The organism is Thioclava kandeliae (assembly GCF_040297545.1).
In the GTDB taxonomy this organism is placed as follows: Bacteria; Pseudomonadota; Alphaproteobacteria; order Rhodobacterales; family Rhodobacteraceae; genus Thioclava; species Thioclava kandeliae.
On record NZ_JAYWLC010000001.1, the window covers coordinates 179,726 to 205,591 of the forward strand.

22 protein-coding genes are annotated in these 25,866 nt (G+C 61.7%); 16 read left to right on the forward strand and 6 right to left on the reverse strand.

Annotated elements, in window-relative coordinates:
• Window positions 1-29 precede the first annotated feature (29 nt).
• The 3 genes from infC to VSX56_RS00930 all read left to right on the forward strand — a co-directional run bounded on the left by infC (window position 30) and on the right by VSX56_RS00930 (window position 2,331).
• Complete coding sequence (gene infC / locus VSX56_RS00920; protein WP_339114501.1) at window positions 30-578, forward strand: translation initiation factor IF-3; 549 nt, start codon at window positions 30-32, stop codon at window positions 576-578.
• A 216-nt stretch (window positions 579-794) separates the two neighbouring features.
• Window positions 795-1,397, forward strand: coding sequence for a L,D-transpeptidase family protein (locus tag VSX56_RS00925; protein WP_350934179.1), 603 nt, complete (start codon window positions 795-797; stop codon window positions 1,395-1,397).
• A 187-nt stretch (window positions 1,398-1,584) separates the two neighbouring features.
• Window positions 1,585-2,331, forward strand: a complete 747-nt coding sequence (locus VSX56_RS00930) for a class I SAM-dependent methyltransferase (protein WP_350934181.1) — start codon at window positions 1,585-1,587, stop codon at window positions 2,329-2,331.
• Between the two features lie 234 nt (window positions 2,332-2,565).
• On the opposite strand, the gene VSX56_RS00935 is transcribed toward VSX56_RS00930, so the two are convergent.
• Both VSX56_RS00935 and VSX56_RS00940 read right to left on the reverse strand, forming a co-directional pair.
• Window positions 2,566-4,803 carry a hypothetical protein gene (locus tag VSX56_RS00935; RefSeq protein WP_350934183.1) on the reverse strand — a complete coding sequence of 746 codons (2,238 nt, stop codon included), beginning with the start codon at window positions 4,801-4,803 and terminating at the stop codon, window positions 2,566-2,568.
• Window positions 4,804-4,944: 141 nt separating this feature from the next.
• A complete protein-coding gene (locus tag VSX56_RS00940) occupies window positions 4,945-6,297 on the reverse strand; it encodes a glycosyltransferase family 32 protein (RefSeq protein ID WP_350934185.1) in 1,353 nt (450 codons plus the stop codon).
• A gap of 212 nt (window positions 6,298-6,509) precedes the next feature.
• Between VSX56_RS00940 and VSX56_RS00945 the strand changes: the two genes are divergently transcribed.
• The 3 genes from VSX56_RS00945 to VSX56_RS00955 all read left to right on the forward strand — a co-directional run bounded on the left by VSX56_RS00945 (window position 6,510) and on the right by VSX56_RS00955 (window position 11,287).
• The gene (locus tag VSX56_RS00945) at window positions 6,510-8,816 is read left to right on the forward strand and encodes a glycosyltransferase family 2 protein (protein ID WP_350934188.1); all 2,307 of its coding nucleotides are present in this window, start codon (window positions 6,510-6,512) and stop codon (window positions 8,814-8,816) included.
• A 310-nt stretch (window positions 8,817-9,126) separates the two neighbouring features.
• The gene (locus VSX56_RS00950; protein ID WP_350934190.1) at window positions 9,127-10,176 is read left to right on the forward strand and encodes a glycosyltransferase family 2 protein; all 1,050 of its coding nucleotides are present in this window, start codon (window positions 9,127-9,129) and stop codon (window positions 10,174-10,176) included.
• 139 nt (window positions 10,177-10,315) lie between these two features.
• Complete coding sequence (locus VSX56_RS00955; RefSeq protein WP_339112383.1) at window positions 10,316-11,287, forward strand: phosphoadenosine phosphosulfate reductase; 972 nt, start codon at window positions 10,316-10,318, stop codon at window positions 11,285-11,287.
• A gap of 177 nt (window positions 11,288-11,464) precedes the next feature.
• Here the strand turns inward: VSX56_RS00955 and VSX56_RS00960 are convergent, their stop codons facing one another.
• Entirely contained in the window at window positions 11,465-11,686 is a 222-nt protein-coding gene (locus VSX56_RS00960; protein WP_339112382.1) for a hypothetical protein, read from the reverse strand.
• Between the two features lie 217 nt (window positions 11,687-11,903).
• On the opposite strand from VSX56_RS00960, the gene pyrC reads away from it, so the two are divergent.
• The 5 genes from pyrC (at window position 11,904) to VSX56_RS00985 (ending at window position 17,714) form a co-directional block, all read left to right on the forward strand.
• Window positions 11,904-12,944 carry a dihydroorotase gene (pyrC, locus tag VSX56_RS00965; protein WP_350934192.1) on the forward strand — a complete coding sequence of 347 codons (1,041 nt, stop codon included), beginning with the start codon at window positions 11,904-11,906 and terminating at the stop codon, window positions 12,942-12,944.
• A gap of 51 nt (window positions 12,945-12,995) precedes the next feature.
• Window positions 12,996-13,676: an orotate phosphoribosyltransferase gene (locus VSX56_RS00970; protein WP_339112380.1), complete on the forward strand. Its 681-nt coding sequence runs from the start codon at window positions 12,996-12,998 to the stop codon at window positions 13,674-13,676.
• Between the two features lie 257 nt (window positions 13,677-13,933).
• Complete coding sequence (locus tag VSX56_RS00975) at window positions 13,934-15,436, forward strand: replicative DNA helicase (RefSeq protein ID WP_350934195.1); 1,503 nt, start codon at window positions 13,934-13,936, stop codon at window positions 15,434-15,436.
• 186 nt (window positions 15,437-15,622) lie between these two features.
• The gene (alr, locus tag VSX56_RS00980; protein ID WP_350934197.1) at window positions 15,623-16,672 is read left to right on the forward strand and encodes an alanine racemase; all 1,050 of its coding nucleotides are present in this window, start codon (window positions 15,623-15,625) and stop codon (window positions 16,670-16,672) included.
• Window positions 16,673-16,823: 151 nt separating this feature from the next.
• Window positions 16,824-17,714 (forward strand): DNA repair protein, encoded by an 891-nt coding sequence (locus VSX56_RS00985; RefSeq protein WP_350934199.1) that lies wholly within the window; start codon window positions 16,824-16,826, stop codon window positions 17,712-17,714.
• A 6-nt stretch (window positions 17,715-17,720) separates the two neighbouring features.
• Here the strand turns inward: VSX56_RS00985 and VSX56_RS00990 are convergent, their stop codons facing one another.
• On the reverse strand, window positions 17,721-18,011 hold the full coding sequence (locus tag VSX56_RS00990; RefSeq protein WP_339112376.1) for an SH3 domain-containing protein: 291 nt from the start codon (window positions 18,009-18,011) through the stop codon (window positions 17,721-17,723).
• 161 nt (window positions 18,012-18,172) lie between these two features.
• Between VSX56_RS00990 and radA the strand changes: the two genes are divergently transcribed.
• From radA to VSX56_RS01010, 4 genes are all read left to right on the forward strand, one after another.
• Complete coding sequence (gene radA / locus VSX56_RS00995) at window positions 18,173-19,540, forward strand: DNA repair protein RadA (RefSeq protein ID WP_339112375.1); 1,368 nt, start codon at window positions 18,173-18,175, stop codon at window positions 19,538-19,540.
• A gap of 32 nt (window positions 19,541-19,572) precedes the next feature.
• Window positions 19,573-20,151, forward strand: coding sequence for a CvpA family protein (locus VSX56_RS01000; protein ID WP_339112374.1), 579 nt, complete (start codon window positions 19,573-19,575; stop codon window positions 20,149-20,151).
• Between the two features lie 127 nt (window positions 20,152-20,278).
• Window positions 20,279-21,754, forward strand: coding sequence for an amidophosphoribosyltransferase (purF, locus tag VSX56_RS01005; protein ID WP_339112373.1), 1,476 nt, complete (start codon window positions 20,279-20,281; stop codon window positions 21,752-21,754).
• 126 nt (window positions 21,755-21,880) lie between these two features.
• Window positions 21,881-22,354 (forward strand): hypothetical protein, encoded by a 474-nt coding sequence (locus VSX56_RS01010; protein ID WP_350934202.1) that lies wholly within the window; start codon window positions 21,881-21,883, stop codon window positions 22,352-22,354.
• Window positions 22,355-22,463: 109 nt separating this feature from the next.
• Here VSX56_RS01010 and VSX56_RS01015 read toward each other — a convergent pair whose 3' ends face one another.
• Both VSX56_RS01015 and VSX56_RS01020 read right to left on the reverse strand, forming a co-directional pair.
• A complete protein-coding gene (locus VSX56_RS01015) occupies window positions 22,464-22,841 on the reverse strand; it encodes a cell division protein ZapA (protein WP_350934204.1) in 378 nt (125 codons plus the stop codon).
• On the reverse strand, window positions 22,834-23,517 hold the full coding sequence (locus VSX56_RS01020) for a coiled-coil domain-containing protein (protein WP_339112370.1): 684 nt from the start codon (window positions 23,515-23,517) through the stop codon (window positions 22,834-22,836). Before VSX56_RS01020 ends, VSX56_RS01015 begins: the two co-directional genes overlap by 8 nt.
• 322 nt (window positions 23,518-23,839) lie before the next feature.
• Between VSX56_RS01020 and tkt the strand changes: the two genes are divergently transcribed.
• Window positions 23,840-25,858: a transketolase gene (tkt, locus tag VSX56_RS01025; protein ID WP_350934207.1), complete on the forward strand. Its 2,019-nt coding sequence runs from the start codon at window positions 23,840-23,842 to the stop codon at window positions 25,856-25,858.
• The last annotated feature ends 8 nt before the right edge of the window (window positions 25,859-25,866 follow it).

Genomic DNA, 25,866 nt, shown 5'->3' on the forward strand with positions numbered 1-25,866 from the left:
GGCCCAACAGATTTTTTGGCTATAGAAGGATGAACGCCATAGCCCGCAGACCACATAATGCCCCGCCGACCCGCGACACTGGTCCTCGCGTGAACGGACGGATCCGCGCAACCGAAATTCGCCTGATTGGCGCGGAAGGTGAAAACGTTGGTGTCGTGACCCCGGCAAAGGCGATGGCAATGGCTGACGAAGCCGGTCTCGACCTTGTCGAGATTTCCCCCAATGCGAAACCTCCGGTCTGCAAGATCATGGATTTCGGCAAGTTTAAATACGAACAGCAGAAACGCGAAGCCGAAGCCCGGAAGAAACAGAAGATCATCGAAGTCAAAGAGGTCAAGTTCCGTCCGGGGACCGACGTGCATGACTACGAGGTCAAACTGCGCTCCGTGAAGAAATTCCTCGAAGGCGGCGACAAGGTAAAAGTCACCCTGCGCTTCCGTGGTCGCGAGATGGCACACCAGAACCTCGGTCTGGAACTGCTCAACCGCGTCAGGGATGATGTCGGCGAACTGGGCAAGATCGAGAACATGCCCAAGCTCGAAGGCCGCCAGATGGTGATGATGATCGGGCCGAAATAAGGCCCGAGATCGCGAAGGCTGTGCAGCGCTATAGCCAGCAGGGACGCCCTCCTCGATTTTCGGGGAGGGTTTTTCGTGGCGCATAACAGTGGCGGGTTCGTGATATTTCTGTCACCCTGTCACAGATCGCATCTGCGTGAGCAGGCGTGAATTGAGCGGGCAAAGGCTTTGTGAGATTTTTGCCCATATTCCGAAGTCTGAACGGGAGTTCAAACAATGTCTCATGATCGTTCCGGTCATCTTTCGCGGCGCAGCGCCCTGCTTCTGGGCGGTGCCGCACTCTGTGCGCCCGCGATTGCCCGTGCCGCAACGCAGGACATCCCCATGGCGCAGCAGGAAGCCATCGTGGCGGCCCCCTCGCGCCATAACATCTCGGCCTTCCGCGAGATCCACTGGCAGGACCATTTCGATACTCTCGACCGCGTGACGCTGATTGCCGATACGCATTCCAAGGCCCTGCATTACTGGGCGGTGGATGGCGCGGATTACCGCCTCTATCCGACCTCGGTGCCGATGACCGACGCGCTGACCAAGCGCGGCTATACCGAGATCGTGCGCAAGAAGATCGGCCCCGACTGGACGCCCACCAAATCCATGCTGGTGAAAGATCCCTCGCTGCATTACATGCCGCCGGGCCCCGATAATCCGCTGGGCACCCGCGCGATGTATCTCAGCTGGCCCGCTTATATCATCCACGGCACCCATGACACCCGCAAGATCGGCCGCCGCAGCTCATCGGGCTGTATCGGCCTCTATAACGAGCAGGTGGAATCGCTTTACGAACTCTGCCCAGTGGGCACGCAGGTCAAGATCCTCTGACCAAAGTCAGACATCCGATCCCGGGAAAAGGCGCATCTTTGCAAATGCGCCTTTTTTCGTGTTCGGGACGGGAGCCATGCGGTTGCGCAAGGGTCCGCCACGCGACGTCACCCCGAACAGGGGCTATCTTCATCATTCCGTTACCATGATCATATCTTCTGTTCCAAAAGTGACAGAGAGGATCATCATGGCTCTGCCCGATACGCTATGCGCCCGCCTCATCGAGACGGTAAAGACCGAGAATCTCGGTGGCCAGTTTCTCATGCTCGGCCGCCAGCGCTGGATCGGTTCCCGGCGCGGAGCCTCGGCCGAGCTGTTTGCCGAGATGATGACCGCGCATCTGCCGCAGCTCAGCGAAGCGGATCTGCAGGATCCGTCCTCGATCTATTGCGAGACCTTCTTCCGGCAGCTGGGCTTCACCTCGGTCGATTCGATGGACATCTCGGACTTCGAGGGGGCTTCGATCATCCATGATCTCAGCCAGCCCCTACCCGATACGCTGCGCGAGCGGTTCGATGTGATCTATGATGGCGGCACCTGCGAGCATATCTTCGACCTGCCCACGGCCTACCGCAATCTGGATACGATGCTGCGCCCCGGGGGCACACTGATCGGTCACTCGCCCTGCAATGGCTGGATCAATCACGGCTTCTACCAGCTGACGCCGGAAATGGTCTACGGGTTCTGGGAGGCCGGTCTGGGCTATGAGGTGCTGGACCTGAAGCTGCAGCCGATGCTGCCCAATTTCGCCAATGCCTATGCCACGACCACAAACCCGAACGAAACAGGGGTGCGCCCGCGGCTCAGCCGGAAACTGCCGCAGAATTCGCCGATCATGCTGGTCTATGCGGTGCGTAAACCTGCGTCGGCTTCGCCCGAGACAGGGGTCTACCAGACCGATTACAAGCTGAAATGGGATGCGGCTGCCGAGTAACCCCTGTCGCTCGAGCCAGAAACGACGACCTATGAAATTCAAAGCGCCGCAGGAGGGAGGCCCGCGGCGCTTTCATCGGATCGGGTAAGGGAGACACCCGTATGATCCGCAATGGGCAGACCCCGCCGGAAACCGGCTAGAGGGAGAAGGGATCTGCCTGACCTTTGTCTAGGCCCACAGGAGATAAAGGGCTTTGACATATATCAATTCGCATGTCCCGCCCCCGTTTACCAATCAGCTTTTCGGGAGATCGCGCAGGGCCTTTCTCACCGGCCCGTTATCGTTGCGCTTCAAGATCCACTCTCCCAACCGGCGCGCCAGTTTCAGATGCCCACGCGCGACACAGCGGTTGAACAGCTCTTTCTGGTAGCGCGGGAAATTGCGCCTTGCCCGGAGCGCCATGTGGAAATCCTGCGGGCGCAGACTGCCTTCGAGCGCCTTGAGGATGATCGGTGTGAGGATGCCCATCTGGTTGAGCGACGATCCGAGTCTATGGCCCAGAAGCGGCGCGCGCAGTTTCATGACATTGGGCGCGTCAAAACGCGCGGCATGGCCCGCATCGAGGGGCTCGTAGGGATCATAGAGGATGCTCACACGCGCGGCCGCTTTCGAGGCTTCTGCCGCATCGCCATATTTGCCCGAGAAATCCTGCCCCCAGACGGTCTTGTAGCGCGTCTCCCATGGCACCACCGCCTTGTCGACGGTGGATTGCGGCGAGATCACCACCACATCCGCGCCGGGACAGGCCGCCGAGAAGGCCGCCGCCGCATAACCGCCCATCGAGGCGCCATAGAACACGACCCGCTCGAATTGCGCGAAGAACCCCTCGGCGGCCAGCCGGTCGAATTCGTCAAACACCCAAGGGTCGCGATACCATGTCCAGCCGCCCGCCATCGCGCCCAGCATCGACCAGCCCTGTTTCTCGATGAAACTATAGCCCCACGGTCTGCGATCCTCGCGCTTGCCCATAGCAATGTCGAGATTGTCGAAGGTCACCACCAGTGTCTTGCCGCGTGGCACATAAAGAAAGCTGTGCTGGCCGTTATCGGTGTAAAACCCGTCGGGCCCTGCCAGCTCGCGCGCGATCTCAGCCCAGGCCGGATCGCTTTCGGCCTTAGGGGCAAAAGGGCTGAAAAGCACCCGCGTGATCTTGCCATTGCCACGGCCCTCGAACTCCTCGAGCGCCTCGCTCTCGCCATATGGCTTGAGGAAGGGGAACGCACCGGTGCCCGCACGGATATCCATCAGCATCCGGCTGTCGGCGTGGAACAGTTTGCCCATCAGCGGCGCGAGATGCCTGATCTTGGCGCTATCGCCGAAACTGGCCAGCGACAGGACCAGATCGGCGGGTTTAATCTCCTCGAGCCGTGTCACGATACGGATCCGCGCACCATCGACGCCCGCCGCAACCAGCTCCGCCTTCACCGCTTGCGCATGGCCGGAGGCAAGCGCCGGCCACGCGCCGTCACTGCCCAGATCGATCAGGTCGATCTCGCAATCGAACCGCTCCTGCGCGGCCAGTGCCAGATCGGGTGCCATCGCACCCAGATCGGCGATCCGTTCGATCCGGGTCAGGCCGGTTCTCTCCAGAAGGGCCGCGGCCTGCGCCCCTTGCGCCTGTTCGGGCGGGGTCGCGGACGTGACGGGCTCGGCGGGTTTTACCGACCCGTCGGGCAGCACGCCATGCTTGCTCATCAGCATTCCCACACAGCTGCGGGCTTTCGGGATGCCGCCATGTTTCTCGTTGATCCGCGCGCGCAGGCGACGGCCATAGAAATGGATCGAATAGGTCTCGTCGGTCACATGTTTCTGCCAGTCATAGCCCGGCTGGGTCATCTTGGCGCGGTATTTGTAATCGATCGGATAGAGGGCGGCCTGCGGCAGGGCGTATTTGATCTCGCCTGTTTCCTTGAGGAAATGGGTCAGGCCATGCGGCCCCCATACGCCCCAGGGCTGATCACCCGCGTGGACGGGTTCGCCACGCTCGCGCGCCTCCAGCAGCTCGCGGGTATAGTCATCGCCATACCATGTGGGGATGGCATATTCGTCATTGGTGAACTCGATAAGCCGGCCCAGAGCCTCGCTATCTTGCGGCAGGCCCAGCACGCCGCCATTCACCCCCTCCTTGCTTTCCCATGCAAAGAAATGCCCCGTGGGGCTGGTGAAGGGTTTCACGCAATAGGCATCGGTATCGGCCCAGATCATATGGTCGTTCTTGGCCAGAAGATGATAGCGGAAGCGGTCCGAATGCAGCGCGGGGGAATTGGTGCGGCCATGGCGCAGGAACTGCTCCGAGGAGAGGATCTCGTTGGCATCGGCAATCGCCACGCCCTCGGGCACATTGGGGATCGGCTCGTAGGAATAGAGCGTGATATGCTGGCCCGCATCCACAAAACTCTTCAGACAGAGAACTTCGAGAAAGCTCATCTTGCCGCCGATCCAAAGGGCTGCAACCTGATAATCTTTGTTCATATTCTGTTCTCTTTCTGCACAGCGCGATGCTGCCCTGTCATTCCTGCTCCGACGCAGGGGAAACTGCACGGGAGAATACGGTTATCATGCGAAGTAACTGCGACGAATCCAAGGCGTTTTCTCTGCGGGGAGCAGGCTGTTTCAAAGCCCCCCCGCCTTCGGCGCGAAACTGACCCGCACTGTCTCGGGGGCAGTCTCGCCAAAGGGCGCGGCGATCTGGGTCAGCGTGCCACGCGAACGCAAGAAGGGAAACCCGCGCGAGCCGCGGCGGATATCGATCACCAGCCTGCCATCGGGACGCAGCATTCTGGGTAAAAGCGCGCCGAGCGGCGCCACCGGCCATTGATCCCCGTAGCTGCCCAAAGACAGAACCAGCCCGTCAGGCTCGAGAAGGAACGGATCGGGAACATATCGGATCAGATCACGCCGCACCCCTTGCTCCGCCAGCCAGTCGGTATAGGGGGCCACCCAGTCGGAGATCGTCTCGCGTGCCCCGCCCTCCTCGGTCAGATCCACGAGAACGATATCGCAATTGTGCCGCCGGTGTGCCGCTAGCGCCAACGCCGGTGCCCGACCGCCAAGATCGTAGCAGGCCCGCACGACACCCACGCCCATCTGCGCCAGCACCTGTGGATCGATCCCTGTCTCCCCGAAACGGGTCCGCCCGCGCGAGGTGATCGGGGCAAACTCCGCCCGCACGCCATGTTTGCGGCACAAATGGTCCAGATAGCTGCCCGGCTGGGGTGCACTATGCGGCAGCCGCCCGAGCTTGCGCTTGTTGGAGGCCCACAGGTGCAGCCCCGTGGTCAGAGTCGAGAGCGCCGCTTTCACCTGCCCCTCGCCCCGCAGGAAGGTCTCGCGCTGCGGGAAGGGCACGGGGTAGAAGGCCGCCATCGGCTGGACCTTATCGGCCAAGCCCAGCGCACGGGTGAAATGGGTCACCATCAACGGCCCCCAGATGCCCCATGGCTGCTGGCTGACATGCACCGGATTGCCCTGCTCTGCCGCCTCACGGTAATTGCGCTGCATCTCGTGGGGCAGAAAAGGCGCCACCGAGAAGCGGTCGCGGGTAAACTCCAGCATCGCCTGCAACAGCTCGCCCTGCGCCGGAAGCCCCAGAACCGCATTGTTGATACGGTCACTTTTGGGAAGCTCATAGGCCAGAACATAGGGGCTGTCGTAGTCCAGCGGGCGGTGACAATAGACATCGGTATCAACCCAGATCATGCCGGGGCACTTGGCCAGCATATGCAGACGGAACAGATCGGCAAACAGCGCGAAACTGTCCTTGCGCTCGTATTTCAGGAACCCTTCCTGCGGATCGGGGTCGAGGATCTCGCGCCCGTCGCGCTGGATGACGCCTTCGGGAACATTGCCGATGGGTTCGTAGGAGAACAGCGTGATGTTCTGCCCCTGATCAACGAAGCTCTTGAGGCACAGGATCTCGAGCCAGCTCAGCCGCCCCCCGATCCATAGGGTCCCGATTTCACGCATATTTCCCTCGACACGGCAGGCAAGGCCCAGCGCCCTTACCATAATCTGGCACCAACCTGCCCGAAGAATTGACAATTTCCAACGGAATACACGAAAAAACCGACATGGTCTTAACTCTCTATGCGGCATATGCTTGCATGGAGGCTCAGGCCTCTCGGGCTGGGGGTTCGCCGCCCGAGATAGAACAGGCCAAGACGCAGGACAAATAGACGATGGCATCAGTGATCAGACGCAGCCTCATGGCAGAAGCCCCGCAAGGGCCCGATGGAGACGGCCCCGAGACGACAGGACCGTGGCTGCTGGATGCTGTTGCATGGGAGATCGGCGGCACCCGCCATCTGCGTGCGATGCTGGCCACCCCCTCTAAGGTCGAACAGGTCACCGGGCTCGAGGGTGGCCAGATCACCGAGCTGCGCGACGTAGCAGGGGGCGCGATGGTCTGCGCGACCCTTCCGGCAGGCACGGCCGCTGTCCTGACCACGACCACGACTGAAGGGGCTACGCCCTTTACACGCTCTCTGGCAACGGCCCCCGCAGAATGGGACGTCCTGCGCGGGCGGAACTGTCTCTTCGGGCAGCGTCTGGAAGAAAGCGCCGATACGGTCCTCGACTGGCTTAGCTGGCATGCCGACCAGCATGAGGCCGATGGCGCGGTGATCCTCAACCGCTTCCCCGATGATGCCTTCATCGCGGCTCTCGACAAGGGGATTGCCCAGCGCGATCTGGAGATCGAGGTGATCGTTCTCGATTGCCCCGTGCCCATGGGCAAACCCGATACCGGCCCCGAGAGTCATCCCTTCCTAGCCCCCGATGCGCCCGGCAAGGACCGGATGGAGATCCCCGCGCCCGATGCGACCCGCTCTCCCCTTGGACAGGGGCTGGTCTTCGAAATTGCCAAATGGCGGTTTCTGGCAGAAGCACGCGCAGTGCTGGTGCTGGATGTGACCGACTTTCTTGCCCCTGTGGCCGATGGCAGGACCGGTGCTTTTGACACCTGTGCCGCGGCGCCTTCGGGTGTAGTGATGCTGGTCGGGCGACGCATTTATCCATGGCGGATCCGTAATGACGCGCCGGAGCGCTTTGCCGATCATATCTGCCGCCAGTTCGATGCGCGGCGTGGCACGGCGCGCTGGGGCTGTGCGCCGGCCAAAGCAGGGCTCGAGGCCACATGGCGAATGACCCGCGTGGCTTATGCCAAACCGGATCCTGCGCATGTCTTCACCTTCTGGCGGGCCATGGCGCTGCGGGTGCCGGGGCGCAAGGCGGCAGAGCTGGCCCCCAAAACCTCGCTCGTGGAGGATGAACAGCTTCTGGCACTCGCGATGGATGTCTGGGGCCATAAACCCGTGCGTCCGCCTGTGTCCAAGGTCAAGGCTGTCCCCAAACCCGCGATCAAAGCAGGCTCGACCGCGATCGTGACCACGATGAAGAATGAAGGCCCCTTCATCATGGAATGGCTCGCCTATCACCGCGCGATCGGGGTAGACCAGTTTCTGATCTATACCAATGACTGCACCGACGGCACCGATACGATGCTGGATATGCTGATGGCAAAGGGGCTTGTGCAGCATCGCGAGAACCCGTGGCGTCCGGGTGGAGAACTCAAACCCCAGCACGCAGCCCTGCAGGCCGCCGAAGCCGAGCCGGTCATTCAGGAGGCCGGTTGGGCGATCTGCATGGATGTGGACGAGTTCATCAATATCAAGATTGGCGATGGCACCCTGACCGATCTCTATAAAGCCATGGGCGAGGCCAATATGATCTCTCTCACATGGCGGCTCTTCGGTAATGCCGATGTCCATGAATATGAGGATCGCTTCCTTCTGGACCAGTTCACCACCTGCGCCCCCGAGGTCGTGCGCAAGCCGCATCAGGCCTGGGGGTTCAAGACGCTATTCCGCAATATGGATATCTACAAGAAGATGGGGGTGCACCGCCCCAAAGGTCTGGTGCCCGATCTCTGGGATCAGGTGAAATGGCTCAACGGCTCGGGCCAGCCCATGCCGCGCGAGATGTTCCGCAATGGCTGGCGCTCGACGCTCGAGACCTATGGCTATGACTGGGTGCAGCTCAACCACTATGCCGTGCGCTCGGCGGAAAGCTTTCTGGTCAAACGCGACCGCGGGCGGGTGAACCATGTGGACCGCGATCAGGGGCTCAATTACTGGTTCCGGATGAACCACAATCTCGAGACCGAGACCTCGATCCAGCGGATGATCCCTGCGCTACAGGCCGAATATGACCGGCTGATGGCCGACCCCGAGATCCGCGCGGCCCATGAGGCGGCGGTGAGCGCCCACCGCGCCAAGATCGCCGAACTGCGTGCCACCGAGAATTACGAGAATTTCTACGGCGATCTGACAAGTGCGAAATACGAGCGCCTCTCGCGCATGCTCCAGCATTTCGGCTCGGCTGTGTTCAATGCCGGTCCAGACTGCCTGCCAGAGGACATGCATCTGCGCGAAGTGGCGCCCGATTTCTTCTTTACGGTCGAACATGCGGGCGAGGCAGAGCATTGATGGCCAACCGCTGGAAGATCCCACCGGATTTGGAAGCCGATATCCGCTTGCGCGACTATGCCTGTATCTATTGTGGTGTGTGTTTTGAAAATTCGGGGGCGTGCGTGGCCCAGCGCCCGAGCTGGGAACATATAGTAAACAACGCAACCATCATCACGCGTGAGAATATCGCTTTGTGCTGTCGGGGATGTAATGCCTCCAAAGGACAAAAGACTCTTGCGGACTGGCTTAGGAGTCCCGCATGTGCGCGGCGGGGAATTTCATTACAAACTCTTGCACCGGTAGCATTGGCAGCACTGGAAGCAGACGCATGAAGATCCTCGGCATCAGCTGTATGAAAAACGAAGGCGCCTTCCTGCTGGAATGGATCGCCCATCACCGTGCCATCGGCATGAGCGACTTCCTGATCTATTCCAATGATTGCGAGGACGGGACGGATCTCATGCTCGACCGGCTCGCCGCGATGGGCGGGCTGCATCACGAGTGCAACCCCGGCCCCTGGAAGCGCGGCCCGCAATGGGAAGCACTCTTGCGTGCCGACAAGCATCCCGCACAGGCTCGTGCCGACTGGACGCTTGTGTTCGATGTGGATGAGTTCGTGAATATCCATATCGGGACGGGCAAGTTCGGAGATCTGATCACCGCCCTGCCCGGGGCCGATGCGATTGCGCTGACATGGCGTTTTTTCGGTAATGACGGGGTGGTGGAGTTTGCAGACCTACCTGTGACCGAGCAGTTCCGGCGTGCCGCCCCCACGCAAATGCTCTGGCCGTGGCGGGCCTCGATCTTCAAGACACTGCTGCGCAATCGCGGACAGTATCGCAAGCTGGGCGTGCACCGCCCGCGCGGACTAAAGGACGGGGCAACCCCGCGCTGGCATGACGGATCGGGCACTGTCCTGCCCCCGCTCTATCATAAGAACCGCCTTTTCACACCGCCCGACAGAGAGTGCCGGAGGCTGGTTCAGCTCAACCATTACGCGCTGGGCTCGATGGAGAATTATGTGGTCAAATGCGATCGCGGGCGGGCCAATCGTGATGTGGGCGGCTTCGATCTCTCCTACTGGGTCGAGCGGAATTTCTGCAGCGAAACCGATGTGAGCATCGAGCGCACCCGCCTCCGGCGCGAGGAGATCCGGCAGGAACTGCTGGGCGACCCCGTGCTGGGTCCGCTGCATGCGCAGGCGGTCGCGTGGCGGCGGGCGCGGATCGATGCGCTCCTTCTGGAGGAGGCGCCACGCGCGATGTTCGGACGTCTGCTGCTGACACCGCCCACACGCCCCTTGTCCGAATCCGATGCACGGCGCATGCTGAGGCTGGGACAATTGGCGCATCGGACGCAACCTGATGACGAATTGTGAACAATCGCGCCATCCTCACGAGATTGTTGACGTAAAACTTTGCAGCCATTGCATTTTCTTTCGTTCACCTTGTTTTCGTCACTTTCGGATAGTGAAAGGTTAACGGAAGATAGGGGATAGTCGGGGTCGAGGATGAGCGATGACCCGTGGCTGTCATGCGGGCCGGTTTGAGGATCGAGGGGTGGAACAGATGCAGGATATGAGCGTGACGGACTGGCAAAGCCGCATGGCCGCGCTTGGCGAGGAGTTCGGCCATTACGAAGAGCTTGGCCGTGCCCATGCCGCGCTCTTCAGTCAGGATGCGCCGGTCCTGCTGGTCACTTTCGAGCTACGTAACCCGCTCATCGATTCCGATGAGGAAGGTCTGCCGCTGGGATACCGGATCGCGCAGGAAGGCGGCTGGTCGAGCCTGACGCTGATTGCCGAGGATGCGACATGGTTCCGCTCGCCCGAGGTTTATGCCTATTTCGACCGTCTGGTGGATGACGGTTTCTTCGAGGATTTTGACCGCGTCGTTTTCTATGGTGCGGGATCATGCGGCTATGCTGCCTGTGCCTTCTCGGTGGCCGCGCCGGGAGCCACGGTGCTGGCCATCCAGCCGCAGGCGACGCTGGAGCCGCTGCTGGCAGGATGGGACGACCGTTTCCCAGAAATGCGTCAGGTCAGTTTCGATGACCGTTACGGCTTTGCCCCCGATATGATGGAGGGCGCCGAGCAGGGCTATATCATCTATGATCCACTCGAGCGGCTCGACGCGATGCATGCGGCTCTGTTCTACCGCCCCAATATCAAGCTGATGCCCTGCATTCTGGCGGGTGGACGAATCGCCTCGCTAATCGCGCGTTGCGGCCAACTGGAACTGATGATCGCGCGGGCCTGCGAGGGCAAACTAACGCCGCGCGTGCTGCGCCATATCTATCGCGACTGCCGCAAGAACATCTCCTATACCCGCAATCTTCTGCGTGCGGTCGATGCGATGGACCGCCCCTATATGGAGGCACTGGTCTGCCATCATGCGGCCGTGCGGCTGAAAGCACCACGGCTGCGCAAACGCTACAACAAACTTGTGGGCGAGCTGGCCAAGAAAGGTATCATTCTCGAACAGGCCTGAAGGGCTGCCCCGACGCCCCGTAATGCAAAAGGCGACCCGAACCATATGGTTCGGGTCGCCTTTCAACTTTTTACCATTCAACGTGTTACAAACTCTTGGCCTGTCGCCGGTGGCCCGGAAGAGACATACGAACGGCATGCCTCAGGCAAATGGGACCAACGGGAGCAGTTTCTACACTCAGGCGTAGAGACGGTCGCGATAGACATGGGCGACGATCTCGTCGCGCGCGATGCCCTTCATCGCCAATTGCGCATCGGACATGGCGTTCAGGCGAACGATTTCCGACTGGCGCGATTTCGCTTCGGTTGCCAGAACCAGAGCGCGGCCCGCTTTCTGGAACATGCGGGCGATCACGGAGCCCAAAGAAGACTTATGGGCAGTATTTACAAAACTTGCCATTTGGAAAACTCCTGTTTCGTGCTTTCAGGACTTTTCCTCCCTGGCTACCCAGATAGGGAAGATGTCCTGCCACGACTACGCCCATTTATTGCAGCCCCGCCATGCAAGCGGCGCAACCGTTCCCGCCACAGGCCCGCCACAGGAAGGCGGTCGTTTTCCCACAGCCGCGCTGCTCTTCGCGCTGGATTTGCGCGCGCGCTCGGGGTAAGCGGAACCCATGACCCAGATCACCATTCCCCGCCCCGATGACTGGCACCTGCATCTGCGTGATGGCGCGATGCTGAAGGCCATCGCCCCCGAAAGCGCCCGCCATTTCGGCCGCGCGATCATCATGCCCAATCTGGTGCCGCCGGTTGTGACCGGCGCTCAGGCTTCCGCCTATCGTGACCGTATCCTCAAGGCACTGCCCGAAGGGGCGAGCTTCGAGCCGCTGATGGTGCTGTATCTGACCGAGGAGACCGACCCCGAGGATGTGGCGGCAGCCCATGCCTCGGGTCTCGTGAAAGCCGTGAAACTTTACCCCGCAGGCGCCACGACCAATTCGGCCTCGGGCGTGAAGGATTTCGACAAGGTCCGCCCCGTGCTCGAGAAGATGGCCGAGATCGGCCTGCCGCTCTGCGTGCATGGCGAGGTGACCTCGCCCGAGATCGATATCTTCGACCGCGAGGCCGTCTTCATCGACCGTATCCTCGATCCGGTTCTGCGCTCGGTCAAGGGGCTGCGCGTGGTGATGGAACATGTCACCACCAAGGACGGTGTGGACTATGTGAAATCGCAGGGCGACGATATGGGCGCCACGATCACCACGCACCATCTGATCATCAACCGCAACCACATCCTCGTGGGCGGGATCAGACCGCATTACTACTGCCTGCCGGTCGCCAAACGCGAGGTGCATCGCCTGGCGCTGGTCGAGGCGGCAACCTCTGGTAATCCGCATTTCTTCCTCGGCACCGACTCGGCTCCGCATACCGATCATGCCAAGGAAAACCCCTGTGGCTGCGCGGGCTGTTTCACCGCAACCAACACGATGGCCCTTCTGGCGCATGTGTTCGAGGCCGAGGGCAAGCTGGATAACCTTGCGAAATTCGCAAGCGAGAATGGCCCGGCCTTCTACCGCCTGCCGGTGAACACGGCCACGCTCACACTGAGCAAGACCTCTGAGGCCGCCCAGTGGCCCGCCAAGATCGCGGTGGAGGACAGCCCCGTGACCGTCTTCGATCCGGGCTTCCCCTGCTTCTGGCACGTCCAGGACTGATATTCCCCGCGCCGGTCCGCCGGCGCGGTTTTCCACAAGAAGGTTTCCCTCATGATCCCCGCAAGCTTCCCCCCGAAAGAAGAGATCGCCCGCCTGACCGCGCGTATGCTGCTGGAAATCAAGGCCGTGCATTTCAATGCCCGCGAGCCCTTCACGCTGGCCTCGGGCCTGCCGTCGCCCACCTATATCGACTGCCGCAAGCTGATCAGCTTCCCGCGCATCCGCTCGACGCTCATGGATTTCATGGCCGTGACTGTGATGCGCGAGGCAGGTTTTGAGGCGTTCGACAACGTGGCCGGTGGCGAGACCGCGGGTATTCCCTTTGCCGCGATGGTGGCCGAGCGTCTCGCCCTGCCGATGACCTATGTGCGCAAGAAGCCCAAGGGCTATGGCCGCAATGCCCGTATCGAGGGTGCAATGTCCGAAGGAGAGCGTGTGCTGCTGGTCGAGGACCTGACCACCGATGGCGGCTCGAAACTGTCCTTCGTCGATGCGATCCGCGAGACCGGTGCGACCTGTGCCCATACCACTGTGATCTTCTATTACGGCATTTTTGACGAGACGATCCCGAACCTGCGCGAGCATGGTGTGGAGCTGTCGTATCTGTGCACATGGTGGGATGTTCTGGCCGAGGCGCGCGCCCAGGGCGCGTTTGATGCCGAGACGCTCGACGAGGTCGAAGCCTTCCTCAAAGCGCCCCGTGCGTGGCAAGACGCCAATAAAAAAGACTGACCCCGGTCAGCTGTCTCGCCTGACGCGAGATTCCTGTGGATAAGGCTGTGGGCGGGCCTGTGCGCAAAATGTGCACAGGCCCGCCCTTTCGCATTTTCTTTCGCGCCCTCACGCCGGATATGGTAGAACGGGATCAAACCACCACAATACCCGCCCCTTGCGGAGCCTGTTCGCGGCTGAAGTGCTATGGGTTTTCCACATTGAGTTTTGCGGGAAGGATAAGGTAAGAGACCCGCTCACGGGTATCGAGGCATGAGATGAACGAGATCAGCGCAGTTCGAAACGATCAGATCGACCAGCACGGGGCTCAGGAGGCCGATCCGGTTCCGCATAATATCGAAGCGGAACAGCAGCTTCTGGGCGCGATCCTGACCAATAACGATATCTATGACCGCATCGCCCAAGTGGTGAAGGCCGATCATTTCTACGAACCCGTCCACCGCCGCATCTACGAGACCGCCGTGGCCCGCATCCAGAAGAACGCGCTGGCCTCGCCGGTGACGCTGAAGGGCTATCTGGAGGATGACAGCGGCCTGAAGGAGCTGGGCGGGCCTGCCTATCTGGCGCGTCTCGCGGGCGCAGCCATCTCGGCCTATGCCGCGCGCGATTACGCGCAGATGATCCATGATCTGGCGCTGCGTCGCGAGCTGATCAATGTCGGGCGCGAGCTGTCGGCCAATGCCTCCAAGCTCGATGTCGGCCAAGAGGCCGAACAGCTGATCGTTCAGACCGAAGGCGCGCTCTACAAGCTGGCCGAGTCGGGCACTGCCGAGAAGGGCTTCGTCTCCTTCCTCAAGGCCGTGACGGAGGCCGTGCAATCGGCCAATGCCGCCTATCAGCGCGAGGGGGGGCTGGCCGGTATCTCGACCGGCCTGCGCGATCTCGACAAGAAGCTGGGGGGGCTGCATTCCTCGGACCTCATCATTCTTGCCGGTCGTCCCTCGATGGGGAAAACCTCGCTGGCCACCAATATCGCCTTCAACATCGCCAAAGCCTATAAGCGCGGCCAGAAACCCGATGGCAGCGAAGGTGCGATCGAGGGCGGTTGTGTGGGCTTCTTCAGCCTCGAGATGTCGGCCGAGCAGCTGGCCGCGCGTATCCTGTCCGAAGCCGCCGAGGTGCCCTCCGAACAGATCCGCCGTGGCGATATGTCCGAGCACGAATTCCGCCGCTTCGTCGAGGCAGCGAAATCGCTCGAGACCTGCCCGCTCTATATCGATGACACGCCCGCCCTGCCGATTGCGCAGGTGGCCGCCCGCTGCCGTCGCCTGAAACGGACGCATGGGCTCGATGTGGTGATTGTCGACTACCTGCAGCTTCTGCGCGGCTCGGGGCGTGGCGATAACCGCGTGCAGGAGATCGGCGAGATCTCGATGGGCCTGAAGGCAATCGCCAAGGAGCTCAACATCCCCGTCATCGCGCTCTCGCAGCTGAGCCGGACAGTGGAAAGCCGCGAGGACAAACGTCCGCAGCTTTCGGACCTGCGGGAATCGGGCTCGATCGAACAGGATGCCGATGTGGTGATGTTCGTCTATCGTGACGAATATTACAAAGAGCGCGAGAAACCGGGCGATCACGAGCTGGAAAAGATGGCCGCGTGGCAGCAGGTGATGGAGCAGGTCCATGGCAAGGCCGAGATCATCTTGGGCAAGCAGCGTCACGGGCCGATCGGCTCGGTCGAGGTGGCCTTCGAGGGTCGCTTCACCCGCTTCTCCGATCTGGCCAAGGCATGGCAGGGCGACGGCTCGGACGGGTTCTGATTCGTCCTGCACCGGACAGACAGTCCCCTAGCCGCAAATAAGCGCGCGGGATATTCTTCTCCCGCGCGCCCGAATCCCGCCGATCGCGCGTCGTGAAACCACAGGTCTTGCGCATATTCTTCGGCAAATCCGCGCCGCTGCGGTTAGTTCTTGACGAGGCACGCAGAAAGGCGAAGACATTCGCCCATGGCAAGCTCTACTCTTCATATCGACCTCGACGCCATCGCCTCCAACTGGAAGGCCCTGGACGCCAAATCGGGCCCCGCGACGCAGACCGCCGCGGTGGTAAAAGCCGATTCCTACGGATTGGGGGCGGACCGTGTGGCCCGCACCTTGCTGCGCCAAGGCGCAAAAACCTTCTTCGTGGCCTTGGCCGAGGAAGGCGCGAAACTGCGCCAGGCGATTGGCGATGGACCGGAAATCTTCATCCTGTCCGGTCATATGGCAGGCGATCGCGACATGCTGGACGATCTCGACCTCACGCCGGTGCTGAATTCCGCCGAGCAGGTGAAACGCCATATGGAAGTGTCTCCGGCCACCCCCTTCGGCGTGCAGCTTGACACCGGCATGAATCGCCTCGGGCTCGAGGATGCTGACTGGCGCGCCCTTGCGCCGATGCTGCTGGAGAAATCGCCCAAACTGGTCATGAGCCACCTCTCCTGCTCGGACGAGGTCCATATGGGGATGAACGAGCGCCAGCTGGCCGAGTTTACCCGCATGACCGACGGCACCGGCCTGCGCCGTTCGCTCTCGGCGACCGGCGGCCTGATCTACGGTAAAGAGTATCATTTCGATCTCGTGCGTCCCGGTATCGGCCTCTATGGCGGCATGCCCTTCGCGGAGGCCAGACCTGTGGTCACCCTCTCTCTTCCCGTCATCCAGACGCGGATGGTGGAGGTGGGCGAAACGGTGGGCTATGGCAATACTTGGGAGGCCAAACGCCGCAGCCATGTGGCCACGATCTCGGCAGGCTATGCCGACGGGATCAGCCGCCGCCTGTCGAACAACGCACAGCTCTGGGCGGGCGACACACCCTGCCCGCTGATCGGCCGTGTCTCGATGGACCTGATCACCGTGGATATCACCGATCTCGACGGCACGCCCGAGGAGCTGGATCTGCTGAACACCCATCAGGGTGTCGATGCGGTGGCCGATCTGATCGGCACCATCGGCTACGAGGTCCTGACTTCGCTGGGCGCCCGCTACGAGCGCCGCTATAGCGAAACGCTGGCCTGAGCCACAACCGGCAGGCGCAAGACCTCGTTCTTGCGCCTGTGACGGCCCCGCATAGGCTGCGGCCCCTTGCATTCACATATCTTTTACCGCAAGCTTCCCTTGGGTGAAGAGCCGCGTCTTGCATGCGGCAACGGGTTTTCAGGGGTGTGTGATGGCAGCAACTTCTCGCAAGGCGGCGATGGCTGATGTACAGCCTGACACGGTGTCCGACATGGCGGGGGCCGCCCATCTGCGCAGCCTTGCCAAACGGCGCGGCGATCTTGCGGATATGGTCAATGCCACCGTCTCGGGGCTGGTTCTGGTGCTGGCGGTCTGTGCAGCGGGACAGTTTCTGGCCTCCGCCACGGGGCTGATGCCATGGCTGAACATTGCAGCCTCGTTCGATGGCGGCGCGGTCACTGATCTGGGTCCGTGGCTTCAGGGAGGTTTTGCCGCGATCGCTCTGGTGCTGGCGCTTTACCTGCCCGCCCATTCGCGCGTCAGCCGCCTCGAGCGCAGTCACCGCAACTTCCAGATCTCGATGCAGGACGTGGCCCATGCCTACCGGATTGCCCATGAGGCGGATCGTGCGGGGGTCTTCGCGCTCTCGGGCGAATTTGACGCTATGCGTGAGCGGATTGCATGGCTGCGCAGCCATCCCGATCTGCCTGCCCTCGAGCCGGAGCTTCTGGAACTTGCCGCCCAGATGAGCCTGCAATCGCGCGACCTCTCGCGGATTTACAGCGATGCGCGGGTGAACCGTGCGCGCGACACTCTCAGGGCCCGCCAGCAGGAGACAGACCGGCTGGATGCCCAGATCAAGCTGGCGCGCAAGACCTGCGACGAGATCGGCCACTGGCTGACCGATGTCGAGGCCGAGGAGCGGCGCGTGACCCGCGAGTTCCAGCTCCTCGAGCGGGATCTGGTCGCGGTTCTGGCGGCGCTTGGCTACGAGCTGGAAGAGCCGCAGGCACCTGTCACCCCCAAACGCCCGACGAGCAAGGCCGCGAAGGGCTCGAATGTCGTGGCGCTGCCCGGGCCGAATGATCCTCCGGCCCGGTAAGCCCTGTTACATGCCCATCCCGAGATAATCGGCCGAGACATAGCCCGACACGCCCGGATTGTCGGCCAGCGACACACGGCACCAGAGCTGGCCGCTCTCGGTCACGCATTTCTGCTTGGTCAGGCGCGTGCCATCGGGCAGGCCCATGATGATGTTGAACCCGAGCCCCGGCCCGGCCCGCAGCTTCAGCAGATCATCGGGACCGGCCCCTTTGACGACGGCATGGTTGCTGCCCATCGCGCTACAGCTGGCGATAGAACTCAGCGCCAGGGCGGAAAGAAGAAGACGGATGCGCATCGGAAAGCCTCTCGTGGTGAATCTCACCCCCTCTATAGGAAACCCCGCCCCGCGCGCCAATTCCCCCGCCCCGATTTTCTCGCCCCGATTTTCTGCACGGCAATTCTTGCAAGCGCGGTCCGGCCCCTTGATGTTCGCCCTGTGTTCCGCATATTTAACGGATGGCTAAAAACATCCTCTCCTATACCTGCACCGCCTGCGGCGCCGTCCATCGCAAATGGAACGGTAAATGTGATGCCTGTGGCGAATGGAACACGCTGATCGAGGAGGCCCCTCTTTCGGCGGGGCCCAAAGGCAAGACGCTGGGCACCTCCAAGGGCCGCGTCATCGGGCTGAGCAGCCTCGCCGACGAGGAGGCCCCGCCGCCCCGCACCTGTTCGGGCATGGTCGAATTCGATCGCGTTCTGGGCGGTGGTCTGGTGCCGGGATCGGCCATTCTGGTTGGCGGCGATCCGGGGATCGGGAAATCCACCCTGCTCCTGCAAGCGGTCGCGCGCTTTGCCCAAAGCGGTTTGAAGTGCCTCTATATCTCGGGCGAGGAAGCCTCCTCGCAGGTGCGGATGCGCGCGCAGCGGCTCGGGCTGGCCGATGCGCCGGTGCAACTGGGCGCCGAGACCAACCTGCGCGACATTCTCACCACGATGGAATCCGAGGCCCCCGATCTAGTGATCATCGATTCGATCCAGACCATGTGGGCCGATAATGTCGAATCGGCGCCGGGCTCTGTGTCTCAGGTCCGCGCCGCATGTCACGAGCTTGTCAGCTTCGCCAAGAAACGCGCCTGTTCGGTGGTTCTGGTGGGCCATGTCACCAAGGAAGGCCAGATTGCGGGCCCGCGCGTGGTCGAGCATATGGTCGATACCGTGCTCTATTTCGAGGGCGAACGCGGGCACCAGTTCCGTATCCTGCGCGCCGTGAAAAACCGCTTCGGCCCCGCTGCCGAGATCGGTGTTTTCGAGATGACCGGCGGTGGGCTGGCCGAAGTCACCAACCCCTCGGCGCTCTTCCTGTCGGAACGGGGTCAGGCCGCCCCCGGATCAGCGGTTTTTGCAGGGATTGAAGGCACGCGGCCTGTGCTGACAGAGATTCAGGCGCTGGTCGCCCCTTCTACCTTGGCCAGTCCGCGCCGCACCGTGGTGGGGCTCGATAGCGGCCGTATCTCCACGATCATCGCCGTGCTGGAAAGCCGTTGCGGCATCCCCTTCACCGGCCTCGATGTATTTCTTAATGTGGCAGGCGGGATGAAGGTGACCGAACCGGCAGCCGATCTGGCTGCCGCTGCGGCACTTCTGAGTGCCCGAGAAGACACCGCTCTGCCCGCCGATATGGTGATTTTTGGCGAAATCAGCCTTTCGGCGGCCCTCCGACCGGTGGGTCAGGCGGAAAACAGGTTGAAAGAGGCGGCAAAACTTGGTTTCTCACAAGCTATTGCTCCTTCCGGCACGAAAACCGAAGGGGGCGACGGGATCGCCCTGAGGAAACTCCCCGATCTCGTGACATTTGTCGGAGACATGTTCGGCGCCGGTTGACGCGCGGGCGAGACTGAAGGACGTAAAAACGTATGGACGGGTTCACTATCGTCGACGCCATCGTGGCGGTCATCATTATCCTGTCGGCCATTCTGGCCTATAGCCGCGGCTTCGTGCGCGAGGCGCTGGCGATTGTCGGCTGGATCGCCGCCGCCGTGCTGGCCTATATCTTTGCCGATGCGGCCCGCCCGCTCGTCGCACAGATCCCCGTGCTGGACCGTTTCCTGGCAGGCAATTGCGATCTGGCCACCATCGGCGGCTTTGCGGCGGTCTTTGCGCTGGCACTGATCGTGATGAGCTTCATCACGCCCCTCTTCGCCTCCGCCGTGCAGCGTTCGGCGCTTGGCGGCCTCGATCAGGGTCTGGGCTTCCTCTTCGGGGTGATCCGTGGCGTGGTGCTCGTGGCTGTGGCCTTCGTCGTCTATGACCGCGTGATGGTGCATGACCAGATGGCCGTGGTCGACGATTCGCGCTCGGCCAAAGTCTTCTCGCGCATGTCGGTCCAGATGGACGAATCGATGCCCGCAGACGCGCCCGGCTGGATCACTGCCCGTTACGAACAGCTCGTCTCGGCCTGCCCGGTCGATCCCGCACAGCCGATCGAGCAATGACAGCCCCCCCGAGGGTAAAACGTGACATCGTTGTAAAGCTTTCTGGAACGGGAGGGGTTAACACCCCTCCCGTTTCGCATTATATGGCCCTCAACCCTCCCAGATTCCGAGCCCGGAGCCAGTTTCCATGAACGATCTGCCCCAGCCCTTCCTTTCCCATCCCTTTGATGATGACAAGCTGAAGGAAGAATGCGGCGTCTTCGGCGTTGTCGGCGTAAAAGACGCAGCCAACTTCGTGGCGCTCGGCCTGCATGCGCTCCAGCACCGCGGCCAGGAAGCAGGCGGCATCGTCGCCCATGACCCCGAACACGGGTTCAACTCGGCCCACCGTTTCGGCTATGTCCGCGATAACTTTACCAAAGCCTCGCTGATGGAGACCCTGCCCGGCCCGATCGCGATCGGCCATGTGCGCTATTCCACCGCCGGCAAAAAAGGCGCCGTGATCCGCGACATCCAGCCCTTCTTCGGCGAGTTCTCGCTGGGGGGTGCGGCGGTTGCGCATAACGGCAACCTGACCAATGCCGACCAGCTCCGCCGCGAACTGATCGAGATGGGCGCGATCTTCCAGTCCTCCTCGGATTCGGAATGTATCATCCACCTGATGGCGCGCTCGATCCAGAAACGCCATGCCGACCGGATCGCCGATGCGCTGCGCCGCGTCGAAGGCGCGTTCTCGGTGGTTGCGATGACCCGCACCAAGCTGATCGGTGTCCGCGATCCCCTTGGTGTGCGCCCGCTGGTTCTGGGCCGTCTGGGCGATAACGGCTTCGCCCTGTCCTCCGAGACCTGTGGCCTCGACATCATCGGTGCCGAGTTCGTGCGTGAGATCGAACCGGGCGAAATGGTCGTGATCGAGAACGGGCTGGTGAAATCCTCCCGTCCCTTCGCGCCGGCCAAATCGCGCTTCTGCATCTTCGAACACGTCTATTTCTCGCGCCCCGACAGTTCCTATGGCGGTCGCTCGGTCTACGAGACGCGCCACCAGATCGGCGTGGAACTTGCCCGCGAGGCGCCTATCGAGGCGGATCTGGTCTGCCCCGTGCCGGATTCGGGCACGCCTGCAGCCATCGGATTCTCTCAGGAATCGGGTATTCCCTTCGCACTCGGCATTACCCGTAACCAGTATATGGGGCGGACCTTCATCGAGCCGACAGAGCAGATCCGCAATATGGGCGTGCGTCTGAAGCTCAACGTCAACAAGGCGCTGATCAAGGGCAAACGGGTCATTCTGGTGGATGACTCGGTTGTGCGCGGCACCACTTCGCGCAAGATCAAGGACATGATCCTTGATGCGGGCGCCAAGGAAGTGCATTTCCGCATCGCGTCCCCGCCCACCGCATGGCCCTGCTTCTATGGCGTCGATACGCCCGACCGCTCCAAACTCCTCGCCGCCAAGATGACCGAGGACGAGATGCGCGACTGGATCGGCGTCGACAGCCTCAAATTCATCTCGCTGGACGGTCTCTACCGTGCCGCAGGCGAGGCCGAGGGCCGTAATAAGGAAAACCCGCAATATTGCGATGCGTGTTTCTCCGGCGAATATCCCATCTCGCCCGCCGACCAGCTGGCCAAGGGCTTCCAGATGAAGACCGCCGCGGAATAAAATTCCGGCAACGGCGCCCCTCAACAGGGCGCCGTTTGTGCATTTGCAGCAGCGGTTAACGGGTTATCCACGGTTCACGCATAAGTTGATGATCAATCAGCCCTTGCCGCAACCACGGATATAGCAATGCCTAACAAGTCGATCCCAGCCGACCTATTTCTACAACTTCATGCCACAACAATGGCATTGCGCGAGATCGCCAATGGCGACGAGCATCTGATTATCGATCCCCGCACTAAAGCAGAACTTGCCATGCTCTCCAGTGCGCCACTCGGGCTGCGCCTCGTGGCGCATAAGGAAGATGATCTTAAGATCATCGCCCTGAAACTGATCGTGACCGAGATCAACGAGCCTTGCGCCAGCTGTATCATGCATACCGCATCGGATGCGCCGGTCGAGATCGAGACCCGTGGCGGAACGCCCGAGGTCAAGATGGCCGCCGAGGACCTGATGCTGCGCGAGATCGAACGCCTGAAAGGTGTTCTCAAGATCCTCAAGAATAACGGGATCGAGAATTGGGGCCGCGGGTTCTTCGGCAATGCCCATTCGGCAAAACCGCGCGAGCGGGACCAGATCATCCTAGATCTCGCCCGCCCCTAAGAGCGATAGTTTACCACTCGCGAAACCACTGCTCGCCCTTAGGGGCGGGCAGTATCCATTCCTGCGTTCCGCAATCCACCATCCGGCGCCCTGCGAACGGATGCGGGGATCACAGAACGTCTTCGATATTATCCGCGAGCGCCTCGGCTCGGGCTGCGATCTCGGCCAGTGCTTCGGTCATCTCCGGCGGGATCACCGGAACCTCGACCTTCGCCACAGTGGATTTCGCCTCGGTCAGCTCGGCTTGAAGCCGCGCCATATCCGCCTTCATCGCGGCGATCTCGTCCTCGACCGCCGCGGTGCGATCCGCCAGCATGAGCCCCGCCATCAACAGCATCTTGGCCTCGGGGATGCGCCCGATCTGCCCGATCAGCACGGAGGCCTCGCGGTCGAGCATCTCAGCCGCCGAGCGCAGATAGCTCTCTTCCCCGTTCTGGCAGGCGACCTCGAAGTCACGTCCGCCGATGGTCACGATCACTTCAGCCATTCGGGGTCTCCTCGCTTGCCTCTTCGTCTTCCGGTTGGATCTGCTCCGGCACAGCCTTCTCCGCAGCTGCATCCTCGCGCAATGCGGTATCGCGGGCGGCAAGGAGCGGCTCGATCCCCCCGATGATTTCATCTAGGGCCGCCCGTTCCGCCGTGCGGGCCGCACGCAGCGCCTCGACCTCGGCGCGCAGGGCCTCGTTGATCTGCAACTGGGCCATCCGGCCTCCCGCTTCGATCAACCCGCGATTGGCGGCAATCAGTTCGGTATTGGCGGCCTGCAGGCGCTCGATTTCCGACAGTGCCTGGGTCAGGGCACGGGCGCGCTGACCCAGCCGTTTCTCCAAGGCCGAAAGCGCAGCCTCGCGCTCGGTCGCGGCGAGTTCAATCTGCGCTTGCATGTCCTTGATCTCTTCGCGTGCAGCCAGAAGATCTTCGGACAAGGATTTGTTTTCATTCTGCAATCCCTCGACAAGGATTGCTTCCGGAGCAACCATCTTCTCGGGTTCGGCCACGGCCTCTGCCACAGGGACGGCCTCAAGCGTGGCTCTGGCCTCGTCCAGATCGCTGCGCAGCGCGTCACGCCCATTGACCAATGTCTCGACATTCTTGGCGACACGGGCCAGAGCGAAAGCCAGCCTCCGTTCATATTCCGCGAAATCGGCCGCCTTATCTGTCATCGTGTCAAATCTCCGCTTAACAGCACCTTGCCTGCTGATCTTAATCTAGTCACAAACCAGCGGCCATATCAAATCACCGGATGGGTTCCCCCAAGCGCGGGGCCCGGCCTGCGCCCACGAATCGCGCTATTTACGGTGTTAGTCTGCAGTTTATCCCCTCAGGTCAAGACATTCCCAGTCCCCACCCCAATATGATCAGCAACTTGGCGCCCGTTCTTGCGACAAAGACCAAAACCGCCTCCACGCAGGCTTGATATTCAGGCGATCCCTGCTATCAGGGGCCGAACGAACGCCACCAAGTCGCCGTATGAGGATCCCGCCCATGGATATCGCCACGCTTCGTGAACAGCACCCCGACCACTGGAAACTCGCCTCGGCCATCCGCGCCCTTGCGATGGACGCCGTGCAGGCCGCCAATTCCGGTCACCCCGGCATGCCGATGGGCATGGCCGATGTGGCGACCGTTCTGTTCCAGAAGCACCTGAAATTCGATGCCAAAGCTCCGAAATGGATGGATCGTGACCGGTTCGTGCTGTCGGCAGGCCATGGCTCGATGCTGATTTACGCTCTCCTCTATCTTTGCGGCGACGCGCAGGTGACGCTCGATCAGATCAAGAAGTTCCGCCAGAAGGGCGCGCTCACCGCGGGCCACCCCGAGAACTTCCTGCTCGATGCCGTGGAAACCACCACCGGCCCGCTGGGTCAGGGCATCTCGACCGCCGTGGGTATGGCGATTGCCGAGGAAAGCCTGCGCGCGCGCTTCGGCAAGAAGATCTTCGATCACAAGACCTATGTGATTGCAGGCGACGGCTGCCTGATGGAAGGCATCAGCCATGAAGCCATCGGCCTTGCCGGCATGCAGAAACTCAAGAACCTCGTCGTTCTGTGGGACAATAACAACATCACCATCGACGGCCGCGTCGACAAGGCCTGCATCACCGACCAGCGCATGCGCTTCAAGGCTGCGGGCTGGAAAGTGCTGCATTGCGACGGTCATGATCCGGAAGATATCGACCGCGCGCTGACCGAAGCGCAGAAATCGAACGCACCGGTCTTCATCGACTGCAAGACCATCATCGGCTTCGGTTCGCCCAACAAGGCCGATACCTACTCGGTCCACGGCTCGCCGCTGGGGGATGCGGAAATCGACGCCACCAAGAAAATCTATGGCTGGGATCACGGTGCCTTCGAGATTCCCGCGGATGTGAAATCCACCTGGGAAGCCATCGGCGCGCGCGGCGCGGCAGAGCGCGGCGAATGGGAAGAGCGTTTCGGCGCAATTTCGGCCACCAAACAGGCGGAAATCACCCGCATGATGGACGGCGGCGTGTCCAAGAAGCTTGCCGGTGCCATCCGCAAGTTCAAGAAGGACAATTCCGAGGCGGCGCCTAAAGTTGCCACCCGCAAGGCATCGGAAATGGTGCTGGGCGCGATCAACCCCGCCGTTCCCGAAACCATCGGCGGCTCGGCTGACCTCACCGGTTCCAACCTGACCAAGACCGCCGATCTGGGTGTCTTCGATCCCGAGAACCGCAAGGGCCGTTATGTCCATTACGGCATCCGCGAGCATGGTATGGCGGCGGCGATGAACGGTCTTTGGCTACATGGGGGCGTGCGCCCCTATGGCGGCACCTTCTTCTGCTTCACTGATTACGCCCGCGGTGCGATGCGTCTGTCGGCGCTGATGAAAGTGCCTGCCGTCTACGTCATGACCCATGACTCGATCGGCCTTGGCGAGGATGGCCCGACCCACCAGCCCGTAGAGCATCTGGCAATCTGCCGCGCGACGCCCAATACTTGGACCTTCCGCCCGGCGGATGTGATCGAGACGGCGGAAGCGTGGGAAATGGCGCTGACGACCGAGGAAACCCCCTCGGTGATCGCGCTCTCGCGCCAGAACCTGCCGACGCTGCGCACCAAACACACCAACCAGAACATGGTCTCCAAAGGCGCTTATGTGATCGAGGAAGCCGAGGGCAAGCGTCAGGCGATCCTGATGGCGACCGGCTCGGAAGTCGAGATCGCGCTGAAAGCCCGCGAGATCCTGCAAGCACAGGCCATCGGTACACGTGTGGTGTCGGTGCCCTGTATGGAACTGTTTGACGCGCAGGACGAGACCTATCGCCGCCGTATCCTGCCGGCCGGCGCTGTGCGCGTGGCCGTGGAAGCCGCAATCCGTCAGCCGTGGGACAAATACCTCCTCGGCGAGCGTGGCCGCGAGACCAAGGCGGGCTTCGTGGGTATGGAAGGCTTCGGCTCCTCCGCTCCGGCCCCCGAGCTTTACGAGAAATTCGGCATCACCCCCGAAGCGATTGCCGAAAAGGTCAAATCCCTCCTGTGAGACCAGCT